19 protein-coding genes and 2 pseudogenes are annotated in these 14,789 nt (G+C 55.7%); 7 read left to right on the top strand and 14 right to left on the bottom strand.

Annotation, left to right across the window (positions count from 1 at the left end):
* Positions 1–10: 10 nt before the first annotated feature.
* Positions 11–181 carry a hypothetical protein gene (locus CUN63_RS31625; protein WP_165353210.1) on the top strand — a complete coding sequence of 57 codons (171 nt, stop codon included), beginning with the start codon at positions 11–13 and terminating at the stop codon, positions 179–181.
* A 20-nt stretch (positions 182–201) separates the two neighbouring features.
* Here the strand turns inward: CUN63_RS31625 and CUN63_RS01070 are convergent, their stop codons facing one another.
* Positions 202–942, bottom strand: coding sequence for a Mut7-C RNAse domain-containing protein (locus CUN63_RS01070; protein WP_129436809.1), 741 nt, complete (start codon positions 940–942; stop codon positions 202–204).
* A gap of 286 nt (positions 943–1,228) precedes the next feature.
* On the opposite strand from CUN63_RS01070, the gene CUN63_RS01060 reads away from it, so the two are divergent.
* On the top strand, positions 1,229–2,518 hold the full coding sequence (locus tag CUN63_RS01060) for an FAD-binding oxidoreductase (RefSeq protein WP_129436808.1): 1,290 nt from the start codon (positions 1,229–1,231) through the stop codon (positions 2,516–2,518).
* Between the two features lie 17 nt (positions 2,519–2,535).
* On the opposite strand, the gene CUN63_RS01055 is transcribed toward CUN63_RS01060, so the two are convergent.
* Both CUN63_RS01055 and CUN63_RS01050 read right to left on the bottom strand, forming a co-directional pair.
* The gene (locus CUN63_RS01055; protein ID WP_129436807.1) at positions 2,536–3,549 is read right to left on the bottom strand and encodes an acyltransferase; all 1,014 of its coding nucleotides are present in this window, start codon (positions 3,547–3,549) and stop codon (positions 2,536–2,538) included.
* Positions 3,550–3,934: 385 nt separating this feature from the next.
* On the bottom strand, positions 3,935–4,822 hold the full coding sequence (locus CUN63_RS01050; protein WP_129436806.1) for an NAD(P)/FAD-dependent oxidoreductase: 888 nt from the start codon (positions 4,820–4,822) through the stop codon (positions 3,935–3,937).
* A 141-nt stretch (positions 4,823–4,963) separates the two neighbouring features.
* On the opposite strand from CUN63_RS01050, the gene CUN63_RS01045 reads away from it, so the two are divergent.
* On the top strand, positions 4,964–5,392 hold the full coding sequence (locus tag CUN63_RS01045) for an Rrf2 family transcriptional regulator (protein WP_129436805.1): 429 nt from the start codon (positions 4,964–4,966) through the stop codon (positions 5,390–5,392).
* A gap of 209 nt (positions 5,393–5,601) precedes the next feature.
* Entirely contained in the window at positions 5,602–5,817 is a 216-nt protein-coding gene (locus CUN63_RS01040; protein WP_129436804.1) for a hypothetical protein, read from the top strand.
* Between the two features lie 253 nt (positions 5,818–6,070).
* On the opposite strand, the gene CUN63_RS01035 is transcribed toward CUN63_RS01040, so the two are convergent.
* Complete coding sequence (locus CUN63_RS01035) at positions 6,071–6,412, bottom strand: helix-turn-helix domain-containing protein (protein WP_129436803.1); 342 nt, start codon at positions 6,410–6,412, stop codon at positions 6,071–6,073.
* 127 nt (positions 6,413–6,539) lie between these two features.
* Between CUN63_RS01035 and CUN63_RS01030 the strand changes: the two genes are divergently transcribed.
* Positions 6,540–7,523, top strand: a complete 984-nt coding sequence (locus CUN63_RS01030) for an NADPH:quinone reductase (RefSeq protein WP_129436802.1) — start codon at positions 6,540–6,542, stop codon at positions 7,521–7,523.
* Positions 7,524–7,563: 40 nt separating this feature from the next.
* On the opposite strand, the gene CUN63_RS31620 is transcribed toward CUN63_RS01030, so the two are convergent.
* A complete protein-coding gene (locus CUN63_RS31620; RefSeq protein WP_165353223.1) occupies positions 7,564–7,728 on the bottom strand; it encodes a hypothetical protein in 165 nt (54 codons plus the stop codon).
* 75 nt (positions 7,729–7,803) lie between these two features.
* On the opposite strand from CUN63_RS31620, the gene CUN63_RS01025 reads away from it, so the two are divergent.
* Positions 7,804–8,670: an alpha/beta fold hydrolase gene (locus CUN63_RS01025; protein WP_256657645.1), complete on the top strand. Its 867-nt coding sequence runs from the start codon at positions 7,804–7,806 to the stop codon at positions 8,668–8,670.
* On the opposite strand, the gene CUN63_RS01020 is transcribed toward CUN63_RS01025, so the two are convergent.
* From CUN63_RS01020 to CUN63_RS01000, 5 genes and pseudogenes are all read right to left on the bottom strand, one after another.
* Positions 8,594–9,025, bottom strand: a complete 432-nt coding sequence (locus CUN63_RS01020) for a VOC family protein (protein WP_129436801.1) — start codon at positions 9,023–9,025, stop codon at positions 8,594–8,596. The two genes, CUN63_RS01025 and CUN63_RS01020, sit on opposite strands and share 77 nt — an antisense overlap.
* Positions 9,026–9,095: 70 nt before the next feature.
* Positions 9,096–9,479, bottom strand: a pseudogene (locus CUN63_RS01015) (c-type cytochrome).
* 148 nt (positions 9,480–9,627) lie between these two features.
* A complete protein-coding gene (locus CUN63_RS01010) occupies positions 9,628–10,182 on the bottom strand; it encodes a YdeI/OmpD-associated family protein (protein ID WP_129436800.1) in 555 nt (184 codons plus the stop codon).
* A gap of 169 nt (positions 10,183–10,351) precedes the next feature.
* Positions 10,352–10,606 (bottom strand): annotated as a pseudogene (locus CUN63_RS01005) (type II toxin-antitoxin system RelE/ParE family toxin); the annotation flags it as partial.
* A gap of 3 nt (positions 10,607–10,609) precedes the next feature.
* A complete protein-coding gene (locus CUN63_RS01000; protein ID WP_129436799.1) occupies positions 10,610–10,801 on the bottom strand; it encodes an antitoxin in 192 nt (63 codons plus the stop codon).
* 563 nt (positions 10,802–11,364) lie between these two features.
* Here CUN63_RS01000 and CUN63_RS00995 point away from each other — a divergent pair.
* Positions 11,365–11,733: a DUF6124 family protein gene (locus CUN63_RS00995; protein ID WP_129436798.1), complete on the top strand. Its 369-nt coding sequence runs from the start codon at positions 11,365–11,367 to the stop codon at positions 11,731–11,733.
* A gap of 82 nt (positions 11,734–11,815) precedes the next feature.
* Here CUN63_RS00995 and CUN63_RS00990 read toward each other — a convergent pair whose 3' ends face one another.
* From CUN63_RS00990 to CUN63_RS00975, 4 genes are all read right to left on the bottom strand, one after another.
* Positions 11,816–12,142: a putative quinol monooxygenase gene (locus tag CUN63_RS00990; protein WP_129436797.1), complete on the bottom strand. Its 327-nt coding sequence runs from the start codon at positions 12,140–12,142 to the stop codon at positions 11,816–11,818.
* Positions 12,143–12,170: 28 nt separating this feature from the next.
* On the bottom strand, positions 12,171–12,845 hold the full coding sequence (locus CUN63_RS00985; RefSeq protein WP_129436796.1) for a glutathione S-transferase family protein: 675 nt from the start codon (positions 12,843–12,845) through the stop codon (positions 12,171–12,173).
* 84 nt (positions 12,846–12,929) lie between these two features.
* A complete protein-coding gene (locus CUN63_RS00980; RefSeq protein WP_129436795.1) occupies positions 12,930–13,841 on the bottom strand; it encodes a DMT family transporter in 912 nt (303 codons plus the stop codon).
* Between the two features lie 58 nt (positions 13,842–13,899).
* Positions 13,900–14,694, bottom strand: coding sequence for a hypothetical protein (locus tag CUN63_RS00975; RefSeq protein ID WP_129436794.1), 795 nt, complete (start codon positions 14,692–14,694; stop codon positions 13,900–13,902).
* Between the last annotated feature and the right edge of the window lie 95 nt (positions 14,695–14,789).

Here is a 14,789-nt window from a genome sequence, read left to right as displayed (position 1 = left end):
GGTGTATTAAATGGGGACCGATTTATTTAGTGTGGCCGAAGAGATCAATCGGCATATCCAGCAGATCTACGACGAGGCGCGGCTGGTCGAAAGCCTGGCCAGCTCTGCGCAAGAAGACTCAGGCCGGCTTTCGCACCTCTCGAATGAACTGAACGGGCTGGTGGGGCGCTTCAAGTCGTAGAGGCGGGCCGATGCGCTCGGCTATCGGTCCAGCAGAGGTGCCAGCAGTGCACACATGCCGCGCCAGTGCGAACCCTCCCAGTAAACCCGCTGGCAGGCGTCGCAGCGCAAGAAGTGCGAATAGAGGATGCCTACGCGTGGCGGCACCTGCGACCGGGCCAGTTCCGGGCTGATCTCGTGCAGCGGCAGGTTGCAATGAAGGCACAGACTGAATGGCCGCGCGCTACGCGCCAGGTCGAGGCGCTCGTACAATTCGCGCAGCTGCAGCGAAGGTTTCAGGGCATGCACGTAACAGCCGTGGCTGATGATCCGGCGCTTGAGCAGTTCGCGGTCACGGGTTAGCACGATGCGTCCTTGTTGCGCAGCGATCTCGGCGATCTCGCCATCCTCGAAGCTATTTTCGTAGAGGGTGTCGAAGCCGCTCATGCGCAGCAGGTTGGCCAGCCCGCCAAGGTGCGCATCAGCGACGAAGCGCAGCACCCGTAAAGGTTGCGCACGAACCTTGAGCAGCGGGCTGATGTCCAGCGCTTCGAACTTGGGATACACCGCCAGCCGGTCACCGTCGAAAATCACCCGCTCGAAGCCCACCGACTCGCCGTTGAGCAGCACCAGCTCGACCTCCGTGTGCGGTATCCCGAGCGCCTCGATCATGTGCTTGACCGTCGCCGCTCGCGCGCACTCACAAGTGAAGGACTGCCGCCGCCGTTCGGCCGGCAGGAAATCGTTGAGCTCCTCGTAGAAGCGGAAGGTTGCTCTGGTCATGTTGAACAGTATGGCAGGGCTGCAAGGATGAGCGAGTCTAGTCCGGACATCTTCTCCGGCAGGCTCCAAACTACGATTTGCCAACCGATTTTACTACCTGCACCCCGAACGTCTACGCTCCGTTTCTATCGGTGCACCACGCAACCTTGAGGCCTATGACATTCGTGTTCAACAAGACATTGTTCCCAACACCGCCCACGCCGGAATGTCGGTCGTGCCCTACGTCCAGGACTTTCTATTGCAACTAGGCGATTGAATAAAAACGCCGTCGAGGCCACATGAATTTATGAGCACTAATTCACAGCAAACCTTTTATGAAACCACGGCCGACATCACCACCTATCCCGCTCAATCGGGTCGTGTAGATACTAAAGTGTGCATCCTCGGTGGTGGGCTGGCAGGCCTATCGACCGCACTCGGGTTGGCGGAGCGTGGTATCAATGACGTCGTTGTTCTGGAGTCTCATAGCCTCGGTCATGGTGCCTCGGGTCGTAATGGCGGCTTCGTCTTCGGAGGCTACAGCCTGGGAAACGCTGACCTTCTCGCCACCCTTGGCGTTCAAGAGGCGCAACGCCTTTACAGGCTAACGTTGGATGCCGTTGAGTTGATCCGTAATCGTGTCAAACAATACGGTATCGATTGTGACCTGGCTGACAAGGGTGTGATTCTCGCTAATTGGTTCAACGCCCCGTCAAGACTTGAAACACCGCGAAAACTCATGAGTGACGTCTACGGGGTTGATTGGGAATACATACCGCCAGGCCAGTTAAAAGAGATGCTCAAGACTGAGCGCTATTTCGGCGGCCTGCTGGAGCGTAACGCTTTCCACTTTCATCCTCTCAAGTACGTGTACGGCATTGCTCGCACGGTGGCTGAATTCGGTGTGCGTATCCATGAGCAATCATCCGCCCTGAACATCGAGAAGCGTGGAAAGCAATATGTTGTGCAAACCGATGGCGGGGAAGTGCATGCCGAGCATGTCATCTTTTCCTGTGGCGGATACGCACGCGGCGTCTATCGCCCGGTCGAACGTGCTGTATTACCCATTGCCACCTATGTCGTAGCAACCGAACCCCTCGGGGCTCGCTTGAAAGAAGTTATTGACTGTGAATCAGCGGTCTACGACACGCGGTTCGCGTTTGATTACTACCGGCCGCTTCGCGACAGCAGGATTCTATGGGGAGGGCGGATTTCGGTGCTCAATCGGAGCCCGGAAGCGATCGCCAGTCTGCTCAAAAAAGATCTTTTAGCCGTATATCCTCAGCTGGAAGGTGTAGAAATCCAATATTCCTGGGGCGGCTTGATGAGCTATGGCCGGCATCAAATGGCCCAGATTGGCCAGGATGAAGCGGGCGTCTGGCACGCCGTTGGTTTTGGTGGTCATGGCATGGCGCCCACGACGGTGGCGGGCGAGGTTCTGGCTGACGCTATCGCCAAGTCCATTCCGATTCCCGACGGTTTCCGCAAATTCGGGTTGACCCGTACTTTTGGTCTGGCCGGTCTGGTCGCCGCGCAAATGACCTATACCGCATGCGAAGCGCGAGATGCTTTCGACGCTATGCGCCTTAACAAGTAAGTGCTTCCTGCCAGGATTCAACCGACCGATGTAACAGATTGGCTAGCTACTTTCTTGGCAAATCTCTTACCAAAAGCAATCCACCATTTTTCATAATAGAAGGTCGAGATATGCGCGGTGAGAAAAATGGCGGCGAACAACAAAGGGCGCTTCAAATATTTTATGACGGTATCTCCGCTACCCAGCCAAGTATGTATTAGCAGCGGATGAACAACGTAGAGCGCGTACGAGATGGTGGCGATATAAAATAGAACGCGATTATTCAGAATCTGGGCAACTCGTGTCCGGCTATTGAGCAACGTGCTCCCCACCATTGCTGCAGCAAGATAGGGGCGGAAGTAGTTCATGAAGCCCGCATCGGGATGACAGGACAAGACAAACAGGAGGAATAAAAATATTTGTGCGATCCCCGTTTGTGTCGGAAGTTTGGCAAGGATGTTGCCCAGTCTATTGTTGTATATCAGTGCAAGTATGCATCCAGAAAGTATTTCATCAATGCGGTAATAAGTGTTGATTGCGACATGGACATCATTCATGACTCGGTACATTGTGACGGCGATGCAGAGACAAGGGATTAGCACTACCCACTTGTTTCTCATCAGAACTACCAGCAAAGCGATGGCGAAATAGAACTGGACCTCCATGCACAAACTCCATAGGTGGCCGTTTACACTGCCAAGCCACATAGGCGGCCAGTTGGCAATGAACAGAAAGTTTGCGATGTAGAAATCCGAAGTGCTGTTCATGACAGGTAAAGCAATGAGCATGTACAACCAGGCGAGAGGCACAACCCGAAAGATTCTGCGAATTAAAAAATCAACGACGCTGCTGTTGTTGAGCAGAAAATTTGTTATCAGGAAACCCGAGAGCGTAAAAAATATAGCCATTCCCATAACGCCTGCGGCGGCATTAAATTGCCAAGGCTTTGGGCCAAGTGGTAGCAGGTGGCACGCCAAGACAAGCAAGATGCTTATGCCGCGCCATCCATCAAGTACGCTGAATCGAGAGCCCTCTACGGAACTACTATTCATATTTGCATCCCGCTCTTGGGTCGATAGAGGGCATTCGATAAAGGCAGTGCCACGTCTGAAGACTGTCTGAATTCATATAAAAATCCAGTAGTTACAGCGGTGAAAAATTCATGAGTTCAGACCATTTAAGCCTGTAGTCTAGGACACCTTTTGCACTTTACACTTCACGCCATGAAAAAATTCCAGTCGGGAGGAATTCGCTAAATGACTGGTTTTTTGACGTTACTTGTTTGACGTTGCTCGATAGCTTGGCGCTAAGTGAATCGCCCCCTTTTGGTAGTTACCCTGACCGGCGGCTTTTGGCCGATTGATGCAGCTGGGTACGGCACCGCTATCGACCAAAAGCGGTCACGATCTCATCGCTGAGTCCGCTTACTACTCGTATTCAGCGAAAGATCAGTGATTGGTGTGCCGCGCCGCCCGTGCGTGCGCCATCACCGACTGCGATTGCCACATTACCGGCGGCTATTGCCGCATCCCCGCAGGCAAATACGCCGGGTACACTTGTTTGGCGCATCGCATCGACCTTGATGAACTCACCCGTCGGTCCGGCTTCAAACTCGCACCCCAGTTGCGCTGCCAGTGGGCTGCCCATGCGTGTTCGAGGCTGAGTGAACAACCCTGCAAGTTTGATCACACGACCGCTGGCGAGGGTCACATCGGCTTGTTCTCCTACAACCGACAGCACGGGTTCGCGCTCCACCGCCACCCCACGCCTGGCCAGCTTCGCCACCTGGTCGGCATCAGGCTCGAGTATCTCGTTGAGGAATAGGGTTGTGGGGCCCCAGTCGGGCAACATCAGCGCTTGGTGGATGGCCATTGGTGACGCCGCCAATACTCCAATCGGCTCGCCGTCCAACTCATATCCGTGGCAATACGGACAATGAAACACTCGCTGCCCCCAGCGCTCCGACAGCCCGGGAACCTCAGGCAACTCATCCACCACCCCTGTGGCCAGGATCAAATGCCACGCTGCGAATTGCTCCCCGTTCGCGGCTGTTATCACATATCCACCAACGTCCGCCCTTGCCTGGATGGCGGGTTGCGAAAGCCATTCTACTGTGGGATATGCCAGCAACTGAACACGTGCCTCGCTGACAATCGTGCCGGGATTACGACCGTCCTGCCCAAGAAATCCATGTGAGCTGTGAGCAAACCGGTTACGGCGTTGACCTGCATCGATTACCAACACCTTCCGGCGCGCCCGTGCCAGTTGCAAACCTGCGGAAATGCCGGAATAGCTGCCGCCAACGATGATCACGTCATAAACCATGGATCAGTCTCCCTGGTTCTTCGACCTGCTCGAAGAACTCTAGATACAACGTAAGTTACATGATGTTGAGGTGTCAACAGTCTCGTAACTTATGCTGTATCGAGCGATACTCACTGCCAGTAATTCAGGAATCCGCCATTCATGAGAAATGACACTCGCTTGTCCCGCATGCTGCACGTGCTGATCCACATGGCTCGCCATGAAAAACCTGCCACGTCCGATACCATCGCGCAGATGCTCGGTACCAACCCCGTAGTGGTCCGGCGGACCATGGCGCTGCTCAAGGAAGAGGGTTACGTGCGCTCAGAAAAGGGTCACCGTGGAGGGTGGACGCTGGCGAAACCGCTAGCGGAGATGACTCTGTTGAACATCCATCAGGCCTTGGGCTCGTCCTCGCTTTTCGCCATCGGGTTGTCGACTGATCATCCAGAATGCCTGGTCGAACAAGCGGTGAATGCTGCGCTAACCGAAGCGTTTGATGCGGCGCAGGCATTGCTTATAGATCGCTTGGGGAGCGTCACGCTTGAACAGCTGGCCAGTGATTTCGAACGGCGCTATCAAAGTCTGTAAAACCGTGATCTACAGAGCCGCGATTTAGAAGCACCTAGCCGAACCGCATATGCGGAAGCCTGCTTTTGGCCGATTCCTGCCTGTCCCATTGGTAGCAGCGACCCAGTCTTCAGCCGGCCGGTGGCGCAAAGCCAACTCTTGCAACTGAAACACTGGCGAAACATTCGGGCCGTATGATTCGCGTCAACGGAAACCGAGGGGTGCTAGAGATGAATCGGCCATCAAGAAGCATGCGCAAACTGCTCGACTCCGTCGCCACCAACAACGAGGTCGCGGCGTTGGATGTTATGCGCGCAGCTGAGCTGCTCGAAGACGAGGTATTGCGCCAGCGGTTGTTCAACCTGATTCACCAGCTCAATCAGGACGCCGATGACTTGCGATTGGCGCGCGACGACATCCAGGGCAGTGTCATCAAATTCGCGTGATCGGCCGCCAGCGACCCAAAGCTGACAGTTGGTGCGCTCTAAAGCCTATTGAGGTTCACCTCGCCCCGAAATATCGCCCGTGCACAGAGCTTGTTCAGTCGAGTGATGTGTACGTCGCAACCTTTAGCTAGCGCTGACAGCTTAGGGATGGTGGACACATACGTCGGTCACTACTAGGCAATGGTCACCTGCTTGCCGTTATGGCTATCCGCCCCGTTAATCAGGGACGATGTGGAATGGGACAATGCGCCGATCACAAAGACTTTTGCGGCATTTGAGCGATATACATTTCGCCCCAAACCTTCATGGCCTCCAAGGTAGGGGCGAGTGAATGCCCGAGAGGTGTGAGGGTGTATTCCACTCGAGGGGGCACCTCGGCGAATACTTTTCGGGTGACGATCCCGGTCGATTCAAGTTCTCGCAGTTGCAACGTCAGCGAGCGTTGAGTGACTCCGCCAATGAGGCGGCCAAGCTCGCCGAAGCGTTTGGTGCCACTGAGTAGGTAATGAACGATTAGCGGTTTCCATTTTCCGCCCGCGATGTTTACGGTCATTTCGACGGCGCAGCGGTAATCACTGGCAAGCTTAAGAGTCATGGGTAAATCTCATTAGTATACTTTTTATAGTTATATGCCATGTGTGTGCCTACTTGTAAAAAAGCCTTCATGATTTCACTCTGTTGCTTCGAAGCAAATTGCTGAGCCCATGGGCGGAGAATCACGAATGAAGGCGGCGTACTACGAACAACAGGGCAGTGCTCGCGATGTATTGGTGATAGGCGATGTGGCTGAACTGACTGCTGGCCTCGATGAGGTGCGAGTGCGTATTCATGTCTCGGGACTGAATCCGAGTGATATCAAGGCGCGAATGGGTTTCTCGGCTCAAATGCCCTACACGCGTGTCATACCCCACCAAGATGGTGCCGGCATGATCGATGCTGTGGGTGAGGGTGTTTCATCGGAGCGGATCGGAGAGCGTGTATGGGTCTACGAGACCCAACAAGGCAGTCCGAATGGCACGGCCGCCGAATACGTCGTAGTGCCAGCACATAAAGCAGTCGTGTTGCCCGATGAAATTACCATGGAGGTGGGCGCATCACTGGGTATCCCTGCTCTGACTGCACACCGCTGTCTGCTCTCGGATGGCAGTATCAGGGGTAAGCGTGTCTTGGTGCATGGCGGAGCGGGGAGTGTCGGTACGGCGGCCATTTTGCTCGCGAAGTGGGCCGGTGCCTGGGTGGCAACCACTATTTCAAGCGCCTCGCAAGCGGCAATCGCACTGTCCGCAGGCGCAGACTTGATCATCGACCGCTACCACGAGGACACTGCGGACGTTGTGTTGCGAACTACCGGCGGCGAGGGTGTAGATCGGATCGTTGATGTGGACCTGCTGGCAAATCTGAGCACAAATCTGAAATGTGCAGCTCAAGGCGCAGTGGTGAGTTCCTATGCTCTTAAGCAATCCACGGACGCGGTGTCAGTGCCCATGCTTGACGCGATGAAACGAGGATGTGTATTTCGCTTCGTCTTTATTTACAGCGTGGCCCAAGCGGAAAAGCAGGATGCGATCAGGGACATCACTGCTTGTTTGGCAGCAGGAGCATATATTCCGGCAGTGGGTATGCGCGTTGATTTGAATCACATCGTCGAGGCCCACGAGGCGATGGAGTCGTCCTGTGTAGTAGGCAAGATTCTCATAGTCATTTAATGCCTAAACCCATCGTAATTAGCGCTCCACTCCAACCTTTTTACAACGCTAGGTGTGGTGCCGAGTTGGCATTCCGGAGGGGACGGTCGTTGAAGGAATGACCGCTTTTGGCCGTTTTCTGCCTGTCACGAAGGGCAGCAGTCACTAACTCTCGCAGATCGAAGTCGTTCAACTGATTAATTTCATCACGGGTGATGTTGAACATTTTTCCTCGTCTAAGTGGCCACGGATCATATGCACGCCAGACGCTGTCTTAACAACAGGCCAAGGGGGGGAAACCATGACAACGCAAAAATTAACCATTGAAGACTTGCAGTTGAACGTTTCAATCCGCGGCCAAGGCTCACCGCTGCTGTTGCTCAACGGCCTGGGTGGTTTGATCCGTACCTTCGATCCCCTGCGCGATGAACTGGCGGATTTCAGGACCATAACGTTGGACGTGCCCGGGGTCGGAAAATCGCAAATGCCGCGCTGGCCGATGCGTCTGCCACGCCATGCCGACCTGATCGCCGAGATGCTCAAGCAATTGGGAGTCGACCAGGTCGATGTGTTCGGCGTGAGTTGGGGCGGTGCATTGGCGCAGGAATTCACCCTGCGTTACCCGAGCATGGTGCGCCGGCTCATCCTCGCAGCGACCTCGGCCGGCCCGGCGATGCTGGTGAAGCCCGCCGACATACTGGATTTTTTTGGCAGGAATAAAAGCGCCAAACTGCGCAAGCAGGAAGGCTCGCGCAATTCGATACAGACGCTGCTGCGCTTCGGTGTGGTGAACGGCATGCTCACGGCCAACCCGCGAACCTATTACTACCAGCTCGCCGCCTTGGTCGGCTGGACCAGCCTGCTGCGGCTGTTCCGTCTGCACCAGCGCACGCTGATCCTCACCGGCGAACGCGACACCCTGGTGCGGCTGTACAACGCGCACATCCTGCGCCGCACCATTCGCCGTGCCGAACTGTACGTCCTGCAGGGCGAGGGGCATTTTTTCGTGGTGACCAGCGCCAGGCGAACCGCCGAAGCGATACGCGAATTCCTCTGCCAGCAGCACGGGGATGAAGAATCCGCGTCTGAGCTCAGATTGAAAAGGCCGGCCGTTCGCCCAAACGCTCGACCAATCTTACGAGGTACCCATCGGGATCCTGGACGATGAATTCGCGCTGGCCCACTTCAACACTTTCGGCTCGATACCAAGTGTCTTTGCACTCTCGAAACAGTGGACATCCCATCTCGCCCAGTTTCCGGATGACGGGTGCGACTGCCTTCACGTCAATTTGCAGATTGATTCCTCTTCCAAATGGCTTGCTCAAGGGGGCAGTCAGCCATTGGCCTGCCTTTGGATCAACCTGCTCAAGCATGACTTGGGCACCATCCAGGTCCAGGTATGCGAATCCATCTTCCGGGCGTTGATAAGCCACTGTGAATCCCAGGCAGGACACCCAAAAAGCCAGGCTCCTGTCCAGGTCGGTAATCATTAATTCTGGAACCGGTTTATTACGCTCAAACATGAGATGACTTCCATTTCAATAGCTCATTCGCCAAAGGGGGCAGTATAAGTACGTGTGTGGGCAATCAATATTACTGCTTTGCATATTTTGTAATTGCACCACTCATGTATTGATTCAAATCGCGCAGATCCTTAATCCTCCAAGCGTACGGCGACAGCTTTATACCATTCTCTCGCAAAGTTTTTGGAATCAAGTCCCCGTTTGGACGAAGTATTATCGATCAGACAATAACGCCCGGATAATCATTTAATCGTTTTTTGAAAGCGGTTGTTGTAAGGTCAGGTGCAGGAGGATTGCTTTTATTAGCCAATGGTCCTGTTCCTTTGAGATCTGTTCCGTGGCACATGCTACATCTCTGTAAATATAGATTCTTCCCATTATCATTATCCGCGAAGGATGGTGATGTTTGAATTAGCGATAAAATTCCTAGCGAAGCGATGAATAATATTTTCATTGTTTTTATCTTCCTTGATGGGATCAGCGTCGATCAAACGCGATCAGGTGCGCGGGAAAGGTATCAGACATCGTGTCGATACACACACACACACACACACAGTCATTTCTAATGCTCATTGAATCAACTCGTTTTCCAGGCGCTCCATTTAATGATTTTCTGCCTCGGGCGCACGGAAGGCCTTACTGTAGTAGCCGGACTGGTCGAAACAGCAAACCTGCTTCTTGCCGGATGCAAGCATATCGCAGGCATCACCAATTCGTTTTGCGCGCGTCTTGAGTTGCTTGGCTGAAGTAAGCCAGTGTATCCAGTCTACTCGTGCGATGGTCGTCGTATTCTTCCAGACTTCAAGAGCCTCAGGAGTGGCTGCCAGTGCCTCCTGAAAATCTGCCGGGATGTCAGGCTCGGGTTCCTTCTTCACAGGGGTAAGCTCTAGTGTAACGACATCCCCAACGACCGCGCCTGCGGCTTCGCGTAACTCTCTACTTACCTGCAGCCAATGGCTCAGCTGACCATCCGGTTCAAGGGTTGCCTGGAAATGGTGCCCATTGATTGTGCCTTCAACTGTCGTCCTTCCTCGCCTCGGAAGCTGTTCACTTGCGTCTCTTGGCAGTACTACGAACGCCCACGACGTATCATTACCAGGCTTTGTCGGACGAAGTAGCTTTGCTTCGAATCGGGATTTCACATCGATTTTTGTCATTGCGACTCCTCCAACTAATACGGCTAACTACTATCTGGCGACATCACTGTCGGTTTTAACCACGACGCTACCTATTAGACTAGTCTGTCCAGCGGCTGCTTTTGGCCGTTCTCTGCCGGTTATATCCACGAAGCGTGCTGGTCAAATCCGATGCAAATGACTGGTCGAGTCAGGGGTACTCCTGCCTGGCATGCAAAACGGTCACGATCTCGATTCGATCCGTCACCCGGTAGACCACCAGGTAATTGGGGTGCACAACAATTTCCCGCGTACCGGGTACACGACCAAATCGATAAAGGTAGGGATGTTGCGGAAGGGCTGAGGTAGCAGCCTCGATGGCTTGGTACAGTTCACTCGCCGCAACAAGGTGGCGGTCGCCAATATAATCAATTATTTGCCACAGTTCAGCCCGAGCTTCGGGCCGCCCTCAACCAGCATCGCGCTTATTGCGCTTGGCTTCGAGAAGGGATCGCACATCAGCCATTACCTGATCGTGCGGGACATTCGGGCGCGGATCATCGAGCGACGCCTGCACTTTGGCACGGAACCAACGGTCGTAGCTGGCGGCCTGCTCTTCGGTTTCAAACTCTGAAACGATGGGGGAAAGTTCGGCGCTCATCGTGACCTCCGGGATCAATACCTAGCAATCTCATCGGTATGTGGCTCGCTGTCGTGGGTGTCAATATGAAGTGCACCCTGCCAAGCACCACGTGGCCCCATATCTCTACCTGATGGGAGCAACCACACTAAACCTCTCGCTTGCGACAGCCAACCCCTAAAAAATGTCGGACGCTTCCTCAATTTTTTGAACGCTTTCATGCGTTTAACGTACGCGTTTAAAGACACTCGATGTTACGTCCTAACGGCTACAACGCCTTGCGTCGTTACCTACGCGTGCGCCAGAATCCGCTGGCTTGTGCGGCTGTGGGGCAGGCTATATCGTTTCCCTGTCACTGAAAAACAGTGATCGGGTTTGGTAGCCCGCCTTGTAACAGCCGTATGGCAACACCTTATGCCGTCTCTTTTTTGGGACTCTGCTTTTATGGTGGTCATGCGTGGGGCTCCTTTGTGAGCGCCGGGTTTCCTGTTGCAGCCGGTCTACCAACCCGCGTATGGCCGCCACCCTTCGTTTGGTAGCGAGGGTGATGGCTCCTTAAAATCTGCAACAAGGAGTTTTCATCTATGTTCAAAGTTACGCCCAACCCCCCGAATAGCGGTCCGCTACCCTACGACGCCTTTCTTGATCTTGACCCCAAGAAAATGAAAGAGGCGGCCGACCGCGCACTCAGCTTCTACCTCGACCCCGGGGCGTCGAAAACGCAGATACCGCCCCGCAAGCCCAGCACCATTTTCACCATCGACGCAGCGGTGGATGACGAAACGTTGCTCGTCGAGGCCTGCGAATCGTTGGCAGCAGCCAGCGCCATAGTCAACGATCTCACCGGCTTGACGGACGGCCCACGACGCCAAACGATGCTGGTGCTGCAACGGGTCATCATGTTGGGGGAGTTAGCGGTCAATCGCGTACTGGATAACCACAAGCCTGGGTAGTAGCCAGGCGGGTAGCGAGGGCGCTTGCGCCCTCGCTGTTTAGCAGCATTCACGCGGCTCGTGGTCACGCTGGAACGTCCTCTCAGACCCCACGTCGCACCGGATAGCTCTTGATCACATTCAGAAACTCAATGCGACGTTCGCTGACCAGCAACTGCGGGAGCAGTTGTTCATACGCTTGTCGATACGGCTTGCTCAGGTGACGCGTAATGAAGTCGTTCTTGCTGCAGTTCCAGGTTTCGTAAAGCACCAAGGTGTTCGGGTCGTCCTGGAGTTGGTGAACCCAGGTGTTGACGAAGTCCGGCTCGGCCGACATCTGGTGCACCACGTCCAGCAGCCGTTCTTTCATTTCGGCGAAACGTTCCGGTTTGGCCGGCAGGTAAACGATAAACGCGACTTGATCACTCATTTCATCACCTTCGAATGCTGTGAATGGGTTACTGCGCCTGGTTCTGCGGGAAGAGGTTGCGACGGGTTTCTTCGTCGAACTCCGCCTTCAGCACCAGTTTCTCTTTAAGACCGTGGGCCCGCTGGGCGGCCGGGCGGGCGCTGATTTCATCGAATAGGCGCTTGACGTTCGGGTACGCGGCCAGACCGCTCTCGCCGAGGATGTACGGCGCGTAATTGGCCCAACCCCAGAGCGCAATGTCGGCGATGCTGTAGGTGTCGCCGGCCAGGTACTGATGGTCGGCCAGGTGCTGATCGAGCACGCGGTAATGGCGTTCGACTTCCTTGAGGTAGCGGTTTTTCGCATACGCCAGGTCTTCCGGTGCGTGGTGCAGGAAATGCACCGCCTGGCCGGAAAATGGCGACAGGCCGGTGGCGATGAACATCAGCCAGGACAGTAACTCGGCTTGCCCGGCCACGGAGGTCGGCAGGAAGCGCTGATGTTTTTGCGCCAGGTGCAGCAGGATCGCCTGGGAGTCGAAGACAGTCGCGTCGCCATCGACCAGGGCTGGCACCTTGGCGTTCGGGTTGATCGCCAAAAAGGCCGGCAGGTGTTGCTCGCCTTTGAAGGTATCGACGCCGATCAATTCGTAGGGCGTTTGCAGTTCTTCGAGCAGCAGGGCGACTTTCATCGGGTTGGGCGAAGGGTGGAAAAAGAACTTCATGGTGGAGGCCTCAGTCAGTGGTTGGTTTTGAACTGAGGCTGATGTTGAAGTAAACCCGTTCGAATGACGTGCGAGCTTTTTGCTTTACTCGTTCGAAACTATCGAACGTGTTGTCGGCACTTTGGCGGCTGATCGCGACGTGGCGATGACGGCACCGGCGATAATCAGCAGCGCCGGGACGATCAGAATCGGGCTGGCATGGCTGCGTCCCACGGTGATCAGCAACAACGTGGAAATCAACGGCGCCAGGTAGGAAAGCGCCCCCAGCGTCGCCAGACTGCCGTGTTTGGTGGCGTGGTCCCAGGCAAAAAACGCCAGGCCTACCGGTCCAAGCCCGAGGACGACAATCGCGGTCCATTGGCTGAAGTCGGGCTGTACCGTGGTTTCGAATACCAGGTGACAGACCAGTCCGGCCACGGCGACCAGGCCGCAAATTCCACCAATGATGCTGCTCGGTACTTCGCTGAACCGGCGGTTGATCACCGAGTAAACCGACCAGATCAGCGCACAACCGAACGCCGCGAGATAACCGGCGATGGGCATCGCGGCATCAGCATTCGGGGCACGCTGCTGCATGATGAAGGCCGTGCCGGCCAGGCCCAGCAGTGCGCCGAGTAATTGCCGCTTGTGCAGCTTTTCTCCGGCCGAGAACGCCGACAGCAATACCAGCAACAGCGGCCAAAGGTAGTTGATCAAACTGGCTTCAGCCGCCGGGGCGGCTTTGAGTGCGAAAAAGTACAGCGCGTGATAAACGAAAATTCCGACGAACCCGGTCGCCCATACAGCCCAGGGCTGGCGCCAACTGGTGAACCCGGCGATCCCGCGTCGGCCCAGAATCACCAGGCTCGCCGCGAACGCCGCGCCAAAACCCAGCGTCAGCAGTTCAAACGGTGGAATGCCTTCGGTGAGGGTGGTCAGCAATGCCAGGGAGGACCAGAGCACAATCGCAATCACGCCGACGGCCGTAGCGCTGTGGCTGTTTCGAAGCGGAGTCATGTCTGTTCCTTCAGCGCGATGAGCGGGCGACCATCCTGACCCGATGACATCAAGCAGCTTAGCGTTTGATCGCCGTACGTCCAGCGTCCGGTACCGGGCTCGCCGGCTTGGCCAGCAAGCGTTTGGTCACCCCGAGCATACCCACTGACACCGCGACGCCCAGGGCGAACGCGCTCAAACCCATGCCTGGCAGGGCCAGGGCCAACACCAGGCAAAACGCGGCGAACGAATACATCCCGGTAGCGGTGGCCCGCAACAACGCAGCGGTAAATGCTGGCCCGCGGGTTTGCTGGGAGAACACCGCCATCACGCTGCCCAGCACCGGGAACACGGCGAGCAGGCCGCTCCAGCGTTCACCAACGGTGCTGGCCAGCAACGTGACAGCGAGGGTGAGCAGGGCGCCGGCAATCATGCGCAACAGCAATTTGTCGGACTTCGGCGCCGGGCCTGAAACGATCGGCTGTACCGAGGGAAACAGATACGGCGCCGCCAGCAGCGCGGTCGCGGCGGCGATCACCGAGAACATCAGGGACGGGGGAATCAACGACAGCACAACGGCCGCCGTGGCCCAGACCAACAGCGAAATCACCAGCGCCCACGGCCACTTCGCGCGTTGTGCAACCTGAGCGTAGGTCACGCAAAAGGCAATCATGGCGAACATCGCCGATAGCGCTGCCGTCGCCGATTGAGCGGCGAACACCTGGCCTTGTTCGATGGCGAGAAAGAACAGAATCGGCCCGACCACCACTGGCAACCCCGACAGCCAACCGGCGACACTCGGTCCCCAGCGTTTACCGGCCAGGGAAATCAGCAAGAGAAACCCTGGGATGACCAGCAGTTTGAGTAACAGCACGCCCGCACCTCCGACCTGAGTGAGGCGGCCACGTTAGCATTGCGGGTGAGTGATTGCTTTATAGATACTCGTATTTTGTATACAACCCTGCGGCA

This window comes from Pseudomonas sp. ACM7, from assembly GCF_004136015.1.
Taxonomy (GTDB): Bacteria; Pseudomonadota; Gammaproteobacteria; order Pseudomonadales; family Pseudomonadaceae; genus Aquipseudomonas; species Aquipseudomonas frigoris.
The sequence above is the reverse complement of the archived record's forward strand: the minus strand, read 5'-3'. Positions and strand labels throughout refer to the sequence as shown.